We start from the raw sequence: 19,204 nt of genomic DNA, 5'->3' as shown, positions 1-19,204 counted from the left end.
ATTTCATTTTTGATTTAAAGGAGAAGTAGACATCGTCATGAGGCTTTTTACACGGGTAGGCAGTAATGGCGGTCTAGAGTTAGGCAACTGCCAATCAAATAGGCAGGCGGCGGCTGTTGAACAAGTGCTTCCCTGACATGCTCCCATTCCACAACGTGTATGTAATTTTGCATCAATCCAACTACTACGCTCGGCAACCTTATCAAAAGTCACATCTTCACATCGACAAAAAATAGTTTCTGGGCGTGCAAGCGTTTTTAATTCAGCACGTAACTTAAAGCTTTTCTCAAGTAGATCTGCAAATAAACGATACCGCTGTCTTTGAGCAAATAATTGACTGGCTTTTTCATTTTGGCCTATAGCTGCATAACCTGCGATGCTACCTTCAACCATCGCCAGCTCACTTCCGCCAAAGCCTGTACACTCACCTGCTGCCCACACCTGTGGCTGTGATGTACGTTGATAGTCATCGACCGCAATCGCATTGTCCTTAATTTGACAACCCATTAACTGCCCTAATTGAGTATTCGGTACTAAACCAAACCCACAAGCGAGTCGATCACACTCAATTTCAACAATTCCTTTCGGCGTTTGTAGTCTTACTCGTTCAAGACGCTCCTGACCAATCGCTTCAATCACATAACTGTCAGGGTGATATAAACGATAAGGTAAAGATAAGGCCTGTATTATTTTTGCAGGCCAGCGCCAAAGTTGTAGTGCAAATTTACGAACGGAAGATGAAGGTGCCTGTTCAGCAACATAGAGAACTTGAGCTTCTGCTTTTTTCGCAGTATCAGCACTTGCTAAGAGCAATGGTCCAGATCCTGCAATCACAACACGTTCATTTTTAACAGGTGTACCTGCTTTAATTAAAGCTTGCAAACCACCTGCTCCAGTTACACCAGATAAGGTCCAACCAGGAAAAGGTAAAAATAGTTCTCTTGCACCCGTACACAATACAAGCTGACTATAAGACAAATTTAGGCTGTCGTGAGGTCGTTCAACGAGTAATTGGCCTACAAAAGGTGCAGCGACAATCTTGGCACCAAACATAAATTCAATATTAGGATGAGTCTCAATTTGTTGATATTTCTGCTGCGCCATTTCAGGTACAGGAAAAATCGGTCCAGCGCGCCAGATTTGACCACCCGCCTGTGGGTTATTATCCAATATTAAAATTCGCCCACCACTCTCGGCGGCTGCAATAGCAGCTGACAACCCCGCAGGGCCTGCCCCTACAACTACCACATCGTATTGTTTTTCCATTATTGTGTTTCCACCTTCATGTCTTGCTGGCACAGCGTCTGACAAGCAAGCACTCTGAGTCCATTAATATTGACACGGCATTCCTGACAAACTCCCATTCCACAAAATGGAGTACGTTTTTCACCACAAACAGATAGACGACTGTAAGACTTTGCTTGTGCTAAAGCAGCAGCAACACTGGTGCCCTCAATCACAGAAACTGATTGTCCGTTAATAAAAAGCTGAATCATCTATGCAGCTCCTATAAAACGATTAGGTAAAAAAGGTTCAGGATCTATATCAAAAGTTAATCCACACACATGGGAAGCAATAAGTCTTGCTGTACCTGTCGCAGTGGTTACACCTAGTCCTTCATGACCAACCGCTAAATAAACCGATTGAAATGCAGGATGTCGTCCAATAACAGGAATGCCATCCGGAGTAGCTGCACGAAAACCAGTCCATGCCCGAATAACATTAAGATCAGCCAAAGCTGGAAAATAATCAGCAGCCTCTTTAAGCACCCGAGTAAACACTTCTGGCTCTACAGTTGGATCAACCGTATTGAACTGACGAGATGACCCAATAAATAGCTGACCTGTCGGTCTAGGTTGAATATTACAAGCGACTGAAATTCCACTTGTCGCTTGAGTGCTGGCTGCATAAGCCAAAGCCACTAACGTATGTTTTACATTTAATTCGGGATAACGGTCGGTAATAGCTAAATGACCTTTTTTAGGTTCAATCGGTAACTCTGGAAAAAAATCTGTCGCATGAATGCCGTTTGCTAAAACAATATGTGCTGCTTCGAGCCATGTTCCATCACTTAACTGAACCCGATTTTCTTCAATATGAATAACTTTAGCTTGTTGAACCTGAATCTTTTGCGGGAATTGTTTTAACAACCATTCAGCAGCACAGGGTGCATATAAAATGCCATCATCAAAAACTTCCAACCCACCGTAGAGACCATGCTTTAAGTGAGGTTCAAGCTGACGGATTTCCTCTGCATTTCGAAGTTGGCAACGGACACCTTGTGCAGTGAGACGTTGATATTTTTCTTCGGCAATCTGCATTTCTTCTGGGCTACTTGCCAGCCATAAAGTTGGTGTTTGGCGATAGGCACATTCTTCTGAAAGCTCGTGCCCTAATTCATGCCACAACTGAACTGACCAATGGCTAAGCTTTAATTCGGCGTCCAAGTCATCCATAATGACCAAATGCCCCATGCCCGCAGCTGTTGCCCCACCGATACGAGCATCCAAAACTTGCACATTTAACCCTTGCCGAGCCAATTCATAAGCACATGCCGCACCTACAATGCCTGCCCCAATGACGATGGCATCGGTTCTCATAGCTGAATACCCCAAGCAAATGGGTCATTTTCATCCATAAATAAAGTTGCTTCGGCACTCATGTAAGCTTCACCACGAATGGTTGGAATAACATATTCCCCAGCTTGCTCATAAGAGGCAATAAACTGGCTACCGATAATACTGGCTTGTTTCCATAACTTTCCTGGCTCAAGTTTGCCATCCGCAGCTAAGCAAGCAATTTTTGCACTGGTTCCAGTTCCACATGGTGAACGGTCATAGGCCTTGCCTGGGCAAAGTACGAAATTTTTACTGTCCGCTTCGGCGTCACTTGCAAATAATTCAATATGATCAATCTCTTGTCCATCTTTACCAGTTATTCCTTGTGCCGTAAGCGCTTGTCTGACTGTCCACGCATAGTCAGTCAGTTGATCTAAATTATCACTTGCAACATGTTGACCATGGTCATTAATCAAGAAGAACCAGTTTCCGCCCCATGCAATATCACCAGTAACTTTTCCATACTTTTCAACATCAACTTCGACCGCTTTTTTATAACGATATGCTGGTACATTTCTCACGCTAACTGAATGATCTTCATGCAATGTCGCCTCAACATCACCTACTGGCGTTTCAATTAAATGCGTACCTACTTGTATTTTTCCCAAATGTGCTAACGAAGCCACTAAACCAATCGTGCCATGACCACACATGCCTAGGTAGCCCGTGTTATTAAAGAAGATAACGCCCGCGCTCGCTTTGGGATTCATTGGCTTACACAATAATGCGCCAACCAGAACATCATTACCGCGCGGCTCTAACATAGTTGCTCTACGGAAATGGTCATATTGTTCTGATAATATTTTTCGGCGGCTTTCCATGTCTCCTGTACCTAAATCAGGAAAACCTTCAAGTACTAATCGTGTTGGTTCGCCACCAGTATGAGAGTCCAAAATTTTTACTGTTTTCATAGAAGTATCCTTACATTTTTTTCTAGGATGACTGATCTCAAAACAGCAAGCTTGATCGTTTTCTTATGAATCGATGACGAAATCAGCATAGTGAAAACTTGCTTCAGCTAAACTAAAGACAAAAAAATTAGGCCAGTGGCCTAATTCAAATAACACTGAAATGATTAAAAATGGAGCGCTTATTTTTTCACATTTTTATGGTGAGGTAGATGTTCATAAAGTGATTGGCAAACACCATTAATATGCTCTTCAATTAATTTAACCGCTAAATCAACATCTTTGGCTTTGCAGGCTTTCACGATTTCTTTATGTTCATCATTTGCACGTGATTTGCCTTCTGAAACATTCATCTGCAATCTTAAATAGCGCTCAATTTTATCGTAAATAGAACGAATTAATCCAAGCATGTAAGGCCGTTGTGCTGGTTCATAAAGGCATGCATGTAATTGCCAATTGAGTGTGGTCCAGCTTCCAATATCCATGTTATCGATAAAGGCATTACAAATTTCATCTGCCTTTTTATAAGTTTCCTCCGTCATATTCGGCACGGCGAGCTGAATCAGCTTCGTTTCCAACATCACTCGGACTTCAAAAATCTGTGCCAACTCTTCTTCAGAGATGCGGGTCACAATTGCGCCCCGATTTTTTATAAACTCAACCAAGCCTTCAGCTTCAAGTTGCTTTAAGGCTTCACGTACCGGAATTTTGCTGACATTAAAAAGTTTGGCAATTTCATCCTGACGAATCGGTTCGCCTTCAGCAATATGCCCTGCAATAATTGCTTCTCTAATATATTTGACAATAACTTCAGATACCGAAGGCATTGCACCAAGATTTGATACATTAAAAGATGGTAGCGTCACGAATATTCTCTTAACCTCAAAATATGACACAAATAAAAGGATGATAATTTTTATTCATCCGCCATAATGAAATCATTGCTTTTCAAGCATTATTTTCGGCACGGCTTACCTTTAATTCAATGCTGCTAAAACTCATTTTCTCTATTTATTGGAGCTAATAATTTTTAACTGCATTAATAGCTAAAGTATACTTTATACCATTTAATTCACAAAACTATTATTAGACTATGCTGAAATCGTCATCATTTTATTGTATCTAACCAAGCAAATCATAATAAATAGCAGCATACTACCCTGTTCTCTTGATGGGTAACTGTCAAAAAGATTCCTATCCGTTTAGCTAAGTTATTGCCTGCAAGATAAAATTTTTATCTTGTAAAAATCATGCTGCATAAAACTTTTAAAGTTTGAGTCACTTCATATGAGTACGCTAACAGAAGCAAAATTTTCTCTGAATTATTATACGGGTTTCTTATCTGTACTATTTGCTGCTTTTCTATGGGGTACAGCAGGTACAGCGGCATCTTTTGCAAAAGGCATTAGTCCACTTGTAATTGCTACCATTTCTGTGGGCTTCGGTGGATTAATTCATACATTTTTAAGCTTAAAAGCCATTAAAAAAAATTACCAAAAACTATTTAACTATAAATCCCAAGTTTTTATTGCGGTCATTGTTTCAATTCTTTGTCCATTTGCATTTTATTCATCTGTCTCTTTGGCTGGTGTTTCTATTGGCACCGTAATTTCTATTGGCTGTGCGCCTTTATTTTCAGTGCTTTTGGAATGGATTTTAGATAAACGAAAACTTTCGTTAAAATGGCTCATTAGTTTTATTCTCGGTTTTTTAGGAATTATTTTACTCTCTTATGCCGGTGATCATGCGCAGCATCAAATCGTACAATCTGATCGTATTTTAGGGGTATTTTTTGGCTTACTCTCTAGCCTGAGCTATGCAACATATTCTTGGATAATGAGAAACCTAATTCGCCAAGAAGTCGACTCAAGAGCTGCTATGGGAGTGATTTTTGGTATCTCTGCAGTGCTTTTACTACCTACATTATTCATTACGGCACAAAACCTTTTTGATTACCCAACTAACATTTGGGTTGCGATTTATATTCCGATTGTTCCTATGTTTTTGGGCTATTTATTTTTTAGCTTTGGTCTTAAACGAATTCCAGCAAGTCAGGCTATGACACTAGCTTTGGTTGAGATTCCAGTTGCAGCATTATTAGCAGTTGTTGTAGTGGGTGAAAGTTTAACAATGCATAGTTATTTGGGTTTAATTCTCATTTTCCTATGCGTTATTGTTCTGACCAAAAAGTAATTCATAGAAATAAAAAAAGAGGCTCAATTGGTAGCCTCTTTTTTTTATGAATACTTACTTAGATTTCAGCTGACCAGTTACGGTACCACGTACGGAATAACTCATACTGAGTTTCAACATATTTACGTTGCGATTCGCTCAATGCATCAGTCTCGTTAAAGTGTAAGGTATATTCTTTATCTCCGTTAAGTACCATTAAGTATTTATAGTAAAGAACAAGATCCGTTCCTTCGTCAAAAGATGATAAAACTTCTAATGCGCTTGATAACTCTTGTGCTAAGCGACGGGCTTTTGCATCACCTGCTGCAGCTTTCTTACTAAGGTCAACCAACAGTAAAACTTCTTTAGGTAAAGCATTACCAATCCCTGTAATCGCACCAGTTGCATTACAATTCACGAAACCATGGAAAACTTGAGTGTCTACGCCAGCCATTAAGGTAACTGAATCATCTTGTGAAGTAATGAATTCAGCTGCGTAACGCATATCGGCAGCGCCACCAAATTCTTTAAAACCAATTAAGTTTGGAAACTCACGGCGTAATTCAAAAAATAAATCTGCACGAGTTGCAAATCCATAATATGGACTATTGTAAATCACCGAAGGTAAGCTTGGAGCTGCTTTTAAAATGGCAGAAAAGTGAGCTTTTTGTGCAGTTGGTGATGCCCCGCGTGACAGTACACGTGGAATAACCATAAGCCCTTGTGCACCTACCTTTTCTGCATGAGCTGCATGAGAAACTGCTTCTTTTGAATTAACTGCACCAGTACCAACAATTGTTGGAATGCCAGCAGCAACAAGTCGTGCTACACCTTCTTGGCGTTGAGCTTCTGTCAATAAAGGCCAATCACCCATAGAACCACAATACACTACCGCACTCATGCCCGCTTCAATCAGTTCATGCCCTTTTTTCACAAGCGCGTCAAAATCTGGCTCACGGTTAGGAGTACATGGGGTCATTAGCGCCGGGATACATCCTGTGAAGATATTACTCATAATTATTCCTCAGTAATACAAATAAAACTCTTGGTAGTCGTACTTTCGAGTTAATCCATCTCAAAAGTTATGGAATGGGATTAATAGCTGCTTAATCATTCTTCATATATCGTATACGATATACAACAAAAAGAATAGTCTTTCCCTTTAAATTCTTTAACTGAATAAAAATCTATATAAATCAAATATTAATTTCATTTATATAATTAAAGATAAGATTCATCCCATATTTTTTTAAAAAATTGAATCTAAAAAATTTATGGAATTTAAAAATGAGCGCTGAGAATAGAAATTAAATCTGAGTTTATAGGTGCTTAAGAAACGACCACGAAACATTAGCCATTAGTCGCACCTCCCTATTTTTATTCATTTTTGCTGGTAAAGTGCTTTACATGGTTTGATACAACCTACTTAACTCAGATGCATAATTCACCTGTTCTTGCATCTGATGTTTTTCTGCCTCTAGTCCGCTAGGGGCTTTTTTTTATTATTGATTTAAATGCTGATATATTAAATTTCTAGACATAATTAAAGACAAGAAAAATGGATCGAATTTTCAAATTAAGTATTTTAAGTTTTCCGGTTTTATTGTTAAGTGGTTGTATTGGCTGTTATAACCCGACAGGCTGTAACCGTGATACTTCGCCTTATTTCTATACAACACAAATCACTCAAGTCAAAGGCGTAACAGTTCCTGTTGGAACAAAACTAGTTTATAAATCTCAAAAGTCCAAACAGAAAGATGAGCAAACTGCCCCCCTTAAAGAAGAACATATAACAGGAATAAAGCTACCAAAAGATAGCGCTATGCTTTGGGGAGGAATGCCCACCAATCATCTCCTTCAATTTGCTAACTCTGAAATGCAAGGATTTACAGCCTACCGAGCACAAGAAGCTCCCGCTGTATATTCCAATCAATTTTTAAAACTCTGGAAAGAATGTGATAGTGATTTAGATATCTCGATCAAAAATAAAAATGACTGGAGCTTTAATCCCGCAAATATGAAAATTATTGGCTGTGGAATTAACTATCAAGAAAGAGCTTCATACAACACCAACAATCCAAGCCAAGATAAAGTTGATATTTTTCTCATCAAAATTAATCAGGCTTTGCAACAACTGCCTCAACAAAAAGAGTATCCAGTCATTCATTATTCCCAAAATTAAAGTCATAAAAAAGCCTGCTGAAATGCAGGCTTTTGTACTTCAAGATTTGGTTTAGCAAACTTTAATTTAACAAATTAACCACAAGTTGCCTGAGTAATTTTCTTAGAAGCAGGATCAATAGTAACTGTAACTCGGTTTGTACGATAATCCATTGTCATTGGTTGACCTGGAGCTACTGTGCGCACAATTTCTGATTTAGTTTTTTGTTTAATTTGATCATCAGTCAGGCCAGATTGCCCCACTAATTTTTGAGCTTCTTCTGCTACACAGTTCGCTTGGTTATCACGGAATAATTTCCATTCTTCAACGACTTGCCCATTTGGTAAATGACAATACCCAACCTGACCATTTGCTTCATTTCTAATTTCTAATTTCCCACCTTGTTCAACACAATATTGACTAGCTGGGTTTGGTGAACCAATTTTTGGTGGAGTTGAATCTTTATGTTGTACAGACGAACAAGCCGTTAACGAAACAAGCGCTAAGCCAAGAAAGATAGTTTTTTTCATAATTTTTTGCTTCTTACTCAAAAAACTAAAGATATCAAAAAAATTCATGTTTCATATGACTTGTTTACAATAAAAAACTCACTTGAATGTTATAGCAAAATAAATTTAATTTATTGGAAATTAAGATATTCCCAATTAAAAGCCATTTTTGAACTATTCTATTCAGGTCTTTCTAAAATTCGGGCCCCTGATCCGTCTTGTCCTAAAATATCCTCAGGATTTCTTAATGGACATTGCTCTAACGATAAACAACCGCAGCCAATGCACCAGTCCATCTCATCTCTTAACCGAGTTAACTTTTGAATTCGATCATCCAAATTTTCTCGCCAATGACTCGATAAATCCCTCCATTGCTTAGCTGTTAATTTGCTACCAATCGGATACTGACTCAAAGCTTCTTTAATCTCATTTAAAGGAATACCTACTCTTTGAGCAACTTTAATAATCGCAATATATCTTAAAATAATTAAGGGATAGCGACGTTGATTACCATTCGTTCTTATACTTTTTATAAGGCCTTTTGCTTCATAAAAATGAAGGGTTGAAACAGGAACCCCGCTCCTTTTTGCAACTTCACCCACAGTCAAAACGCGACTAGGGTCTGCTTTTTTATTTTCACTCATCACAATTGACCTCAACTTTACTTGAGGTTTATAAGAGTACGTCTTCGTTTTGTCAAATAAATAACACGGGTTTTGTTATATGTATGTGCCGCTTTTATCAAGCTATAGTTCTTATCTGTAAAAGCAAAAGACAAAAAAATGAATCTGATGATTAATCCAGTTCTATTTATAAAATAACTTGCTATCAGTTAAATTTAAAAAATTAGTTTTGTAGAGTACACGGACATCCACAAATCCAAAACATGTTGTAAACGAAAGGCATTGGTGCACCTAATGGATAGACTTTGATCTGCTCAATCTTATAAGTTTTTTTTCGTGATTCAATGTGAAGTATATTATCGTGACGTCCAATCACAATTCCCTTTTTATAGAATTTTTTCCTTTCATTCTTTGCATCAAATTTATATACCAAAAAGTAAACTTTTTCTCCTACGCTAATCTTTGAATGATTAACCATAATGTAACCATTACAATACTTACATTGCCAATCTTTCATATCTCAAATTATCACACGCTTAAATTAAAAAAACACACTGAATTTTATAGTATAAATTTATTAAAGATATAAATCTAAAGAAATACTTTAATTGAAAAAATAAGGTTTATTTGTGACACATATCACAATAAAAACTTAAAATTATATTCAGATACATCAATCACTTATCAAAAAATATTTAAGGTTTATTATTTTTTAACATATAAAATTCATCCATAATTTATTTAAACATATAGTATATTTAACAATAACTTTAAGATTAATTATAAAGATGACCTCAATATTTGGCACAATATTTATTTAATTATATTTAGTTTAGTATTAAAAATATTAATAGATAACATTAAATTAATTTCACAGTAAAATTGAAAATAATTCATTTCACATTATATAAAAAACAAATATATAATGAATTGCATTACAATTTAATTTTTTTATTATGTCAACTCAACGTTTAAAATTAGAACTCCCATCTGGACATGATCAATTATTACTTCATTCCTGTTGTGCTCCTTGTTCAGGAGAAGTTATGGAAGCATTGATCGAATCAGAAATTAAATTTTCAATATTTTTTTATAATCCTAATATTCATCCAGTAAAAGAATATCTCATCCGTAAAGAAGAAAATATTCGTTTTGCCGAAAAGCATAATATTCCGTTTATTGATGCAGACTATGACACTGACAATTGGTTTGCTCGAGCAAAAGGTATGGAAGATGAACCCGAACGTGGTATTCGTTGCACCATGTGTTTCGATATGCGATTTGAACGAACTGCCCTTTACGCATATGAACACGGCTTTAGTCTCATCAGTAGTTCACTCGGAATTTCTCGCTGGAAAAATATGGCGCAAATCAATGACTGCGGAATTCGTGCTGCTGCGCACTATCCTGAAATTCAATACTGGGATTACAACTGGCGTAAAAACGGTGGCTCAAGCCGTATGATTGAAATCAGTAAACGAGAAGAGTTTTATCAACAAGAATATTGTGGCTGTGTATATTCTTTAAGAGATACTAATCGCTGGCGTATGGGTAATGGGCGTGATCGTATTAAACTGGGTGTTAAGTTTTATAGTAATGCCATGGAAGAAGATTAATTTTTATTTCTCTTTAAGAGTTAATTAAGCTATTCCGAACTATATTTATTTTTGATAAAAAAACGGCCACATCTGGAGAATGTGGCCAAAAGGTGTACTAAATAAGCTTTGATGTAGTTAGATTAATTGTGCTAGCTTAAAATAATATTAATTAAAATTAATTTTTAAAAATTTTAATAATATCTCTATTTTCATATAACCAATTGATCATCATAGAAATTCGTATTTAAGCATTTAAAGAATGATTAAATTTATCTAAATAACAAAACTTAGGCTATTACTTTTCTTGTAAATATTGTGCAATTTTTTGAATGTTTTCAATAATTTCATTAGGTGTGTGGGCCGCATAGCCAAAAAGTACCGCGCCCTTTTTGTTTGGCATCTGACAATATCTTGATAATGGCTGAACAGCCAAGTTTAGAGCTGAACACTGATCAATAAATTCTTGCTCTGTCCACTTACCTTTTAACCAACACACTGCATGGATACCTGAATCTGTGGGTTGAACACTAAGCACATCTGAAAGATGCTCATCAATAGCTTTAATCAATGCTTGTTGGCGCTCATAGCAAGCTTTTCGAACTTTGCGTACATGCGCCGAGCATAGTGGCCTTTTTGTATAAATTGAGACAAAGCCACTTGCTCTAAATAAGAACTTCGAACATCGGTATAGTATTTGGCTGCACTAAACGTTTCGATCAATGCTTCAGGCACAACCATGAATCCTAACCGAAACTCTGGAAACATCATTTTGGTAAAAGTACCAGAGTAAATGACTCTTTGCTGCTGATCTAAACCTTGTAGAGCTTGAATAGGATGTGTGCCGTAGCGAAATTCACTATTATAGTCATCTTCAAAAATCCACTTCCCTTGTTGAGATGCCCAATCAAGTAACGAAAAACGGCGCGTGAGACTTAAGGTCCCACCTACAGGAAACTGATGTGAAGGCGCTGTATAGACCAGTTTGCTTTTTGAATAACGATGAATAATGTCAGAGACTTGCATTCCCTCTTCATCACTTTCAATTAAATTTACCTGTGCACCAAAACTTCTGAAAATATTAAAAGCAGCGTCATACCCTGGTTCATCTAAACACACCTCATCATTTGCTTGAAGTAAAGCATAGGCCGTTAAATGAATAGCTTGCTGTGTCCCATTTACGATAATAATTTGCTCTTCGTTGCAGTTCAGCCCTCGGGTGGAGCGGACATATTCACAAATTGCCTGACGTAGAGGTAGATAACCACGCGGGTCGTGAAATTGACCAAGCTGATAATACGACTGCCGCCAAGCTTGATTTAATAACTTTCCCCAAAGTTGATGAGGAAATAAATCAACACAACCTACACCTACATGGAACATTTTTTTATTTTGACTTGACCACGACTGCTCTCGCCATGAATCCAATAAAGCTTCAATATTCGGATTAATATTTAACGATTGATGATTATTTTTAGACGTTTTTTTTGAATTTTCTTGAACATGTATTAACTGATCTGGCACAACCTCAGCAACATAGGTACCCGAACTTGGTTTGGTAAATAAATATCCCTCATCAAGTAATCGTTCAAGAGCTGCCAATACAGAGTTTCTTGAAATTGACATCATCTCTGCTAGGGCACGACTTGAGGGTAATTTTGTTCCAGCAGAAAGTCTTCCATCTAAAATAGCATCACGCAAAGCCGAATATAGCCCATCTTTAATCTGACCTTTTGGCAAAATCAAATGTGGGAAAGATGCCGAAATCGAAGCTGCCATAACAAACTGGTACTGTAAAAAATATCAAAAGTGTACCTTATAAAAATACCACTATCAAAACTACACTCTAGTTGTCCATTTTTCATTACTTTAAAATAGAGTGTAATTATTATGCAAAATCAAGCTATTCAAATCATCCCAGTTCAACAGCAGGACTATTCACAATGGGAAAAATATTGGCTTGCTTATCAAAATTTTTATCAGGTAAATTTACCTCTTCATGTCACAAAAGTGACTTGGGAACGCTTTTTCGATGAAAATGAACCCATTTATTGTGCTATTGCCAAACAAGGTGAGCAAGTTTTGGGAATTGTGCATTATGTTATTCATCGTTCAACATGGGCAGAAAATAATTATTGTTATTTAGAAGACCTCTATGTTTCACCTGAAGTTCGTGGACAGCACATTGGTAAGCAACTTATTGAATATGTGCAGAAGCAAGCAATTGAACACAACTGTGACCGTTTATATTGGCATACTCAAGAAACCAATTTAACAGCACAAAAGCTTTATGACTGGATTGCACAAAAACCAGGGATTATTGAATATCGTATGTCCTTGAACTAAAGAAGTAAAAACACCAAAAGCTGGAGTGCTTTTGGTGTTTAAATTTTAGTACGAATAAGCTTAATCACTTTGTCATTAACAGTTAAACATTGGTTAAATGCTGCGAAACGTTTGAGCTCTTGATCTAGTCCAAAAAAGAAATGCTCTTTATCTTTGATTGTTTTTTCTAGATGCAGGCTAATCACTTCTAATTCTTTGATAGACCGATGAGCTTTACAATCTAGTCGACCTACTAACTCATCTTGATAAAGAATAGGTAAACAAAAATAACCATATACCCGTTTGGCTGCTGTTACATAGCATTCGATTCGATAATCAAACTCAAATAAAGAAGTTAAGCGGTCACGATGAATAAGCGAGTTATCAAAAGGCGAAAGTATTTTTAAACCAAAATCAGTCTCCACTTTTTGTTCTATTGCAGCTACATCCACATATAGGGTTTGACCATCGGCAAGTTTAACCACTGATACAACACCAGCATCAATCTGCTCTTTTAGCACAACACGCATAGCCTCTTTTAAATCATTTTTCTTTAAATGAACTAATTGTTTCCATGTAAATGCTCCATGTGCTCGAAGCGTATTATTAAATAAATACTGCGCATATTCATAAAGCGTGGGCATTCTTAAATCAATATTTTCAGGTAGGCAGCGTTCGGTCAAATCATAGACTTTTTCCATGCCGTTACGCTCACAGATCATCAAGTCACCCTGCATATATAACTGCTCAAAAGCACGGCGGCCTGGTCCGGTATTCCACCAGTTTCCCAAACTCTTTTTATTATTCTTATCAATGTCACGCAGTCGAATTTTACCTTCGGCACGAACACGCACCAATATCTCATTCATAAGGTGCTGATCACCTCTATTGAAATAACGACTTTCTCCGTTCCTGACAGACATCATGGCAGGCAACGCATAGCGATAATCTTTCATAGGAAGATAAGATGCAGCATGATACCAATATTCAAAAATCTGGCGCTCACGAACCAAACTATTTAAATGATTTAAATCATAGTCTGGCACTCGGCTCCACAATATATGGTGATGAGCTCGCTCTACAACCGATATGGTATCAATCTGTACATATCCTAAATGCTCAATCGCCTGTAAAGTGCCATCCACACCTTTTGGAAATCGACTGGTTTTTCCTAAGCCCTGATTAAATAAAGTGAGCTGTTTTAAAGAAGAAGTCATAGAAATCAAATATTGTTATATTCATTTAGAAGCGGAAAAATTTCAGTTCTATCCTATCACTATTTCCTAATTTGCTTGTGCTTTAGCATCAGTAATTCTTTATAAAAAGAATCTCGGCCAACTCAACATTTTACAGACTCATTTTTAAATAACTTTTAGGAGCCAATCTAATCACCAAAATAATAACCAATGCCACACTGGCTAAGTGAAAAAGCCATCCTGCTTTGTAAGCCCCAGTAAAATCATGCAAAATTGCAATAATCCACGGCGGGATTGCTGCCAGTAAAAAACCACCGCCTTGCATCAGTGCAGATAACGCACCTGCATGAATGGGTTCATCAAAATGATCTAATGCAACTATAAGCATTAATGCAAAACATCCTCCTAAGCCAACGCCTAAACAAATTGCCCAAAGCATAGCGGCAAACTCAGGTATAAAAGCTATTCCTGAAAAACCAACCATTTGCATTGCTAACGTAAACCATAGCCATGGACGTCGGTCTTTATATTTCCTAGCTAAAACAGGCAAAATGAGTGCTGAAGCTGCTTGGCTTAAGGCCAGAAGAGCAAGTAATTTCCCACTTTGTGCTGCGCTCCAACCCTGATCTTGAAAAGAAGGTGCTAACCAAGCCACGACTGATGAATAGCCACCATTTACAAGCCCAAAGCAAGCCATTAATAACCAAGTTCGAGGTTGGTTTAATAATTTTCTTACAGGCGCACGATGAATAGATGAGCTAGCTTTTGTAGGTAAAAAAGCCAGCGCCAGTATAAATGCAAACAAAGCTGGGACTGCAAAAAAAGCCAGTCCAACAAACCATAAACCCGTTATATTTGAAACTACAGGCGCTAACCATGCTCCTAAGGCACCACCGCCCATAAGCATGGCTGAGTAAAGCCCCATCATCGGACCAATATGTTGGCTAAATTCTCTTTTGATCATGCCGGGAAATGCCGCTTGTATCATCGCGACTCCGAATCCAATCACTATGGCACTAAGAATTAATCCTTCGGCAGTAGGAAATAAAAATCGGAAAGTACACCCCGCACAAATGGTCAGCAATGCACCAAGAATAGCCCTTCTTTCACCGACAAAGTTTTGCAATATTGGCCCAACAAATGCAACGATTCCCATAAGCATCATCGGTAGCAAAGTGAGCAGTGCCACCCCTTCTAAGCTTAAGCCAGTGGCTGTACGAATATTGGCAATCAATGGTCCAATACTTGTGATAAATGGTCTTAAATTAAGGCCCACCAAAGCTACCGTTACAACAAGCATGGGACGAGTCAAAAAGACGCCAGACTGCTTCATTATTCTGAGCCTGAATGATTGGTTTGATAATTCTTCCAATGCGCATAAAGATCAGTGCGGTTTTCAACTCTGATCGGTATATATTGAATTTTCATTGATTGCTCAGCAAACGGCTTGGCAAGCTCAATATATATTTCGGCTGTAGACAGACCAAATGGTGTTCCGTCTTCATTAGAATAAGCATAGCTAACTGACTTTATACCGGCTAAACGCATTGCTGCCATACACATTGGACATGGATGACCACTTGCATACACAGAGCAGCCTTCTAGGTTGGCAGATCCTAAAATTTGACTGGCTGCACGAATCGCCAATAATTCAGCATGTGCAGTTGGGTCATTCGTTGTCAGAATCTGATTTACGCCTGAAGCAATAACTTCTCCATTCTTTACAATCACAGCGCCAAATGGCCTGCCACCTTTTTCAATATTGTTATAGGCAAGCTCAATCGCATTACGTAAAAACTGTTCACCTTTTTCCATCACATACTCTCACTTTCTATTTTGCACCAGCTGCAAGAAGTCTTCTTTCAATTTCGCGGTATTCTCTTGAACGCGCATGTTGTAAGGGAGTTATCCCGTCTTTATCTGCCAAGTTCGGATCAGCACCTGCTTTCAATAAAAGCTCTACAATGTGTTGATATTTAGGTTCTCCATTTCCCAAAATGATGGCCTCAAGTAATGCCGTCCACCCCAAATTATTGACATGATTAACATCTACACCAGCGGCAATTAATGTACGAACTGTTTCGACATGGCCTCGTTCCGCTGCTGGAATGAGCGCAGTCCCACCGTAACGGTTAATACTTTTTAAATCCGCACCATGCATGAGTGTCATTCTTAGAATTTTTAAATATCCCTGTGCACCAGCATATAAGTATGGACTGTCTTGAATATTGTCTTTTACATTTACATCAGCGCCAGCCTCTATCAGCATATGGGCAGCATGTACATTATTTGCTCTTGTTGCGACCATCAAAGCAGTTGAACCAGTTTCATCTCGCTCATCAATTAAAGTCTTTTGCGATAAAATCTGTTTGATAGATTGAGTGTCATTATTTATCACTGCCTGATGTAAAGGATAATCACCCATTGCATTCGTCATATTTGTAAAACCTAAAGTCCCCAGTGCGACAATCAGATTCATCCATATCAGTGACTTACGCATGGTGGCCTCCCAATAGAAATTTATGGCAAAACATTTTGCAATTAGAATAAGCTTCACCAAAAGTATTTGGAAATTAAATTATTTAATCGATACTATTAAGATTATGAATACTTTTTTATCAGCTTTTAAGCGTGGCAGTACCTAATAATGTTTGATCCTCGCCTTTTACGTGCTTTCGTCACTATTTTTGAAACCGGCAGTTTTACCGCAGCTGCCGATCGATTACACCTGACTCAATCAACAATTAGTCAGCAGTTAGCGCGACTTGAAGAATCAGTGGGACATGCGCTTATAGATCGAACAGCACGACCTTTTAAATTGACGGTATCTGGAGAATATCTGATTGGTTATGCTCAAAGGATTTTAACCCTTCAAGAAGAAGCTGAAGCACTGCTTAAAGATCCGGCAGGAAGTATTCCTATCCGTATTGGTTTACCAGAAGATATGATGAGTCCAGCAATGGCTGAAGTTTTTGGTATATTTGCCAAAGAGCATCGTACCATTCGTTTAGACGTAACCTCTGGCTTGAGTCGCAACTTAACAGAACGTTATAGGAATGGTGAATTCGATATTATTATTGTCAAAGAACCTGCTGCCAGTGCTGATCACCACGCTACATTCCCAGAAGAAATGGCATGGTTTGAAAGCGAGAATTCAACAACTACATGGTCTGATCCCATGAGTTTAGTGACCTTTCCTCAAGGCGGACTTTATCGGGATGAGATGTTCGCAACCTTAGAGCGCGAACGGCGACGTTGGTATATTGCTTTTACGGGTAGTAGCCTAGAAAGCGTGTTAGTTAGTGTTGAAACTGGCTTAGGATTATCTTTATTGCCTGTGGCAACAACCCGCGGACGTCGAGTACGTCGATATGATTCATTAGGGACTGTCCCCCCTATGGTTGTTTCAATTTATACATGGGAAAAAGCTGGGATCATTTCCCAGCTTGTAGACAAGATGACAACTGTTTTACAAGAACGTTTTCAATCGTCAATAAGTGTTTAACTTACTTCATTCAAACTTTCAGCAATCAGTTTTTCTGCCATTTCCTGTGTTTTTCTTAAGCCCGGCATACGGAACTCGGTATGGCCATAATCTTGAATAGATTTCCAACGTCCACCCCATGTAAGCCCAACCGATTCAGCAACTTGCCCATATAAACGATAGCCTTGCATAGCCCAAGGGTCTCTTTCAGAAATAACCACTTTTCCATTTCGTTTAAAGGCGACATCTGCTGCCAGACCAAACTGATGATAACTCTGATACCCTTTTGCTTTTGTCGTGTTCGGATTACCTGCCAACATATTCTGACGCACAGGACTACGATATCCCTCTAATAGAACCAACTCATAGCCATATTGTTCTTTCATGATTTTAAAAACCATGAGTAAACGCTGCTTATAACGCGGGTTCATTTTGCTCCATTTACGATCTACTAAACTGGTATCTAAAATAGCTCGCCCATCAAAACTCGTATTATCAATAGGTGAAGAATTAATGGTTCCACTATTTTGAGCAGAATATTGTTGCTCTAATTGTGTAGCCTCTACAATTGCGGCTTCAATTAGGCTTTCATCCACTTCTGGTGGTGGCGATAGTATTTCACCGTTCAAAAGCGCGTAGATTTGAGGATCTGTTTTTTTGAGATATTCAGCTTCAATTCGAGTTGAGCTAATAGGCCGAGTAAAAGCAAACACTAAAATGCTGGCAAACAAGAAAAAGCCTGCAATAACAATCCACCACTGCTGCAAATGCCAATGGGATTGCAACTTTTCAGGCGCAGCCGCCTGATTCATTGTTTGAGCAAATTGTCTAACCTGATTAAGCTGTTTACGGCCTTGCGGCAGTAATGACAAAACAAAATCTTTGCTTCTCGTCCTTAGCTCATAAGACATTAAAAACGCTAAACCAATTGCTAAGCATGTAAAGCAAAAGAAAATGAGAAAAATCATCATTTGTTCATTAATTCACAGCAAAAGGACTTCGTGTAATTTTAATATCTACCGATGCTTTAGGTAGTTCAACCTCAGCTTCGGGTTCAGCTGGAGCTTTATTCTCAACAAAAGGTTTAGCCTGTGCCACTTGTTGCTGCGGCGTTTTGGTCACTGGCTTTTGCTGAGTTGGCTGTACCTTCGGTTGAGTCGTTTTAGCTGCACCCGTCTGTAGTTGAGGCACAACCTGAACTTTCTTTTCACCCGTAAGCTGTTCGTCAAATGGAGAAACTCGCTGTTGATTGACAGTAGCTGGCTTATGCTGAGCAGGTTTAAAGATATTACTTAATTCATTATCTTTAGGTTGTTCAAAGCCATCACGGCTCATTGAATCTGTTTCATTGTCTTGACTGACAGCAATCTGATTTTGTTCATCAGAAGAATGAGCAGTTTCTTGATTTAAAATCTGTTCTTCTGTTGATTTACTCTCAATTGCTGTTGATTCTGACGAATGCGGTTGAGACAAGAACAGGAATAGCGAGATGCTGACAAACACCCCGGCAATAACACCAATGACAATATAAAGTATTGGTGATTTCGGCTTTTTTTTATTCGATTGTAAAACTCGAATAGAAGTTGGTTTTTCCTGAGCCATTTCGTACCATC

At 38.2% G+C, this 19,204-nt stretch carries 20 protein-coding genes and 1 pseudogene; 5 read left to right on the top strand and 16 right to left on the bottom strand.

Features of this window, described 5'->3' with window-relative positions:
* Positions 1-3 precede the first annotated feature (3 nt).
* From I7H67_RS09025 to I7H67_RS09005, 5 genes are all read right to left on the bottom strand, one after another.
* Positions 4-1,266, bottom strand: coding sequence for an FAD/NAD(P)-binding oxidoreductase (locus tag I7H67_RS09025; protein ID WP_198307633.1), 1,263 nt, complete (start codon positions 1,264-1,266; stop codon positions 4-6).
* Complete coding sequence (locus I7H67_RS09020) at positions 1,266-1,496, bottom strand: (2Fe-2S)-binding protein (RefSeq protein WP_000615330.1); 231 nt, start codon at positions 1,494-1,496, stop codon at positions 1,266-1,268. Before I7H67_RS09020 ends, I7H67_RS09025 begins: the two co-directional genes overlap by 1 nt.
* Entirely contained in the window at positions 1,497-2,600 is a 1,104-nt protein-coding gene (locus I7H67_RS09015) for an NAD(P)/FAD-dependent oxidoreductase (RefSeq protein ID WP_198307632.1), read from the bottom strand. It abuts the gene before it with no gap.
* Positions 2,597-3,529, bottom strand: a complete 933-nt coding sequence (locus tag I7H67_RS09010; protein WP_192833584.1) for a 4-hydroxyproline epimerase — start codon at positions 3,527-3,529, stop codon at positions 2,597-2,599. Before I7H67_RS09010 ends, I7H67_RS09015 begins: the two co-directional genes overlap by 4 nt.
* A gap of 179 nt (positions 3,530-3,708) precedes the next feature.
* Entirely contained in the window at positions 3,709-4,392 is a 684-nt protein-coding gene (locus tag I7H67_RS09005; protein WP_000174668.1) for a GntR family transcriptional regulator, read from the bottom strand.
* Between the two features lie 421 nt (positions 4,393-4,813).
* On the opposite strand from I7H67_RS09005, the gene I7H67_RS09000 reads away from it, so the two are divergent.
* Positions 4,814-5,719 carry a DMT family transporter gene (locus I7H67_RS09000; RefSeq protein WP_198307631.1) on the top strand — a complete coding sequence of 302 codons (906 nt, stop codon included), beginning with the start codon at positions 4,814-4,816 and terminating at the stop codon, positions 5,717-5,719.
* Between the two features lie 58 nt (positions 5,720-5,777).
* Here the strand turns inward: I7H67_RS09000 and I7H67_RS08995 are convergent, their stop codons facing one another.
* A complete protein-coding gene (locus tag I7H67_RS08995) occupies positions 5,778-6,713 on the bottom strand; it encodes a dihydrodipicolinate synthase family protein (RefSeq protein WP_004793151.1) in 936 nt (311 codons plus the stop codon).
* A 543-nt stretch (positions 6,714-7,256) separates the two neighbouring features.
* On the opposite strand from I7H67_RS08995, the gene I7H67_RS08990 reads away from it, so the two are divergent.
* Entirely contained in the window at positions 7,257-7,880 is a 624-nt protein-coding gene (locus tag I7H67_RS08990; RefSeq protein ID WP_151821939.1) for a hypothetical protein, read from the top strand.
* Between the two features lie 74 nt (positions 7,881-7,954).
* On the opposite strand, the gene I7H67_RS08985 is transcribed toward I7H67_RS08990, so the two are convergent.
* From I7H67_RS08985 to I7H67_RS08975, 3 genes are all read right to left on the bottom strand, one after another.
* Positions 7,955-8,389 carry an I78 family peptidase inhibitor gene (locus I7H67_RS08985; RefSeq protein WP_013198272.1) on the bottom strand — a complete coding sequence of 145 codons (435 nt, stop codon included), beginning with the start codon at positions 8,387-8,389 and terminating at the stop codon, positions 7,955-7,957.
* Positions 8,390-8,547: 158 nt separating this feature from the next.
* A complete protein-coding gene (soxR, locus tag I7H67_RS08980; RefSeq protein ID WP_081402138.1) occupies positions 8,548-9,015 on the bottom strand; it encodes a redox-sensitive transcriptional activator SoxR in 468 nt (155 codons plus the stop codon).
* A gap of 199 nt (positions 9,016-9,214) precedes the next feature.
* Positions 9,215-9,508: a hypothetical protein gene (locus I7H67_RS08975; RefSeq protein WP_198307630.1), complete on the bottom strand. Its 294-nt coding sequence runs from the start codon at positions 9,506-9,508 to the stop codon at positions 9,215-9,217.
* A gap of 439 nt (positions 9,509-9,947) precedes the next feature.
* Between I7H67_RS08975 and I7H67_RS08970 the strand changes: the two genes are divergently transcribed.
* A complete protein-coding gene (locus I7H67_RS08970; protein WP_198307629.1) occupies positions 9,948-10,607 on the top strand; it encodes an epoxyqueuosine reductase QueH in 660 nt (219 codons plus the stop codon).
* Between the two features lie 277 nt (positions 10,608-10,884).
* On the opposite strand, the pseudogene I7H67_RS08965 reads toward I7H67_RS08970, so the two are convergent.
* Positions 10,885-12,365 (bottom strand): annotated as a pseudogene (locus I7H67_RS08965) (PLP-dependent aminotransferase family protein).
* 111 nt (positions 12,366-12,476) lie between these two features.
* Here I7H67_RS08965 and I7H67_RS08960 point away from each other — a divergent pair.
* Entirely contained in the window at positions 12,477-12,932 is a 456-nt protein-coding gene (locus tag I7H67_RS08960; protein WP_198307628.1) for a GNAT family N-acetyltransferase, read from the top strand.
* A gap of 38 nt (positions 12,933-12,970) precedes the next feature.
* On the opposite strand, the gene I7H67_RS08955 is transcribed toward I7H67_RS08960, so the two are convergent.
* From I7H67_RS08955 to I7H67_RS08940, 4 genes are all read right to left on the bottom strand, one after another.
* On the bottom strand, positions 12,971-14,128 hold the full coding sequence (locus I7H67_RS08955) for a winged helix-turn-helix domain-containing protein (protein ID WP_198307627.1): 1,158 nt from the start codon (positions 14,126-14,128) through the stop codon (positions 12,971-12,973).
* Between the two features lie 130 nt (positions 14,129-14,258).
* Positions 14,259-15,440 (bottom strand): cyanate transporter, encoded by a 1,182-nt coding sequence (locus tag I7H67_RS08950; protein ID WP_198307626.1) that lies wholly within the window; start codon positions 15,438-15,440, stop codon positions 14,259-14,261.
* On the bottom strand, positions 15,440-15,922 hold the full coding sequence (locus I7H67_RS08945; RefSeq protein ID WP_005304055.1) for a nucleoside deaminase: 483 nt from the start codon (positions 15,920-15,922) through the stop codon (positions 15,440-15,442). Before I7H67_RS08945 ends, I7H67_RS08950 begins: the two co-directional genes overlap by 1 nt.
* A gap of 16 nt (positions 15,923-15,938) precedes the next feature.
* The gene (locus I7H67_RS08940; RefSeq protein ID WP_198307625.1) at positions 15,939-16,607 is read right to left on the bottom strand and encodes an ankyrin repeat domain-containing protein; all 669 of its coding nucleotides are present in this window, start codon (positions 16,605-16,607) and stop codon (positions 15,939-15,941) included.
* 147 nt (positions 16,608-16,754) lie between these two features.
* On the opposite strand from I7H67_RS08940, the gene I7H67_RS08935 reads away from it, so the two are divergent.
* Entirely contained in the window at positions 16,755-17,612 is an 858-nt protein-coding gene (locus tag I7H67_RS08935; protein ID WP_198307624.1) for a LysR family transcriptional regulator, read from the top strand.
* Here I7H67_RS08935 and I7H67_RS08930 read toward each other — a convergent pair.
* On the bottom strand, positions 17,609-18,562 hold the full coding sequence (locus tag I7H67_RS08930) for a M15 family metallopeptidase (RefSeq protein WP_005304046.1): 954 nt from the start codon (positions 18,560-18,562) through the stop codon (positions 17,609-17,611). The two genes, I7H67_RS08935 and I7H67_RS08930, sit on opposite strands and share 4 nt — an antisense overlap.
* A gap of 7 nt (positions 18,563-18,569) precedes the next feature.
* On the bottom strand, positions 18,570-19,193 hold the full coding sequence (locus I7H67_RS08925) for a hypothetical protein (RefSeq protein ID WP_198307623.1): 624 nt from the start codon (positions 19,191-19,193) through the stop codon (positions 18,570-18,572).
* Positions 19,194-19,204 lie beyond the last annotated feature (11 nt).

This window comes from Acinetobacter sp. ACIN00229 (assembly GCF_016106645.1).
Taxonomy (GTDB): Bacteria; Pseudomonadota; Gammaproteobacteria; order Pseudomonadales; family Moraxellaceae; genus Acinetobacter; species Acinetobacter oleivorans.
The sequence above is the reverse complement of the archived record's forward strand: the minus strand, read 5'-3'. Positions and strand labels throughout refer to the sequence as shown.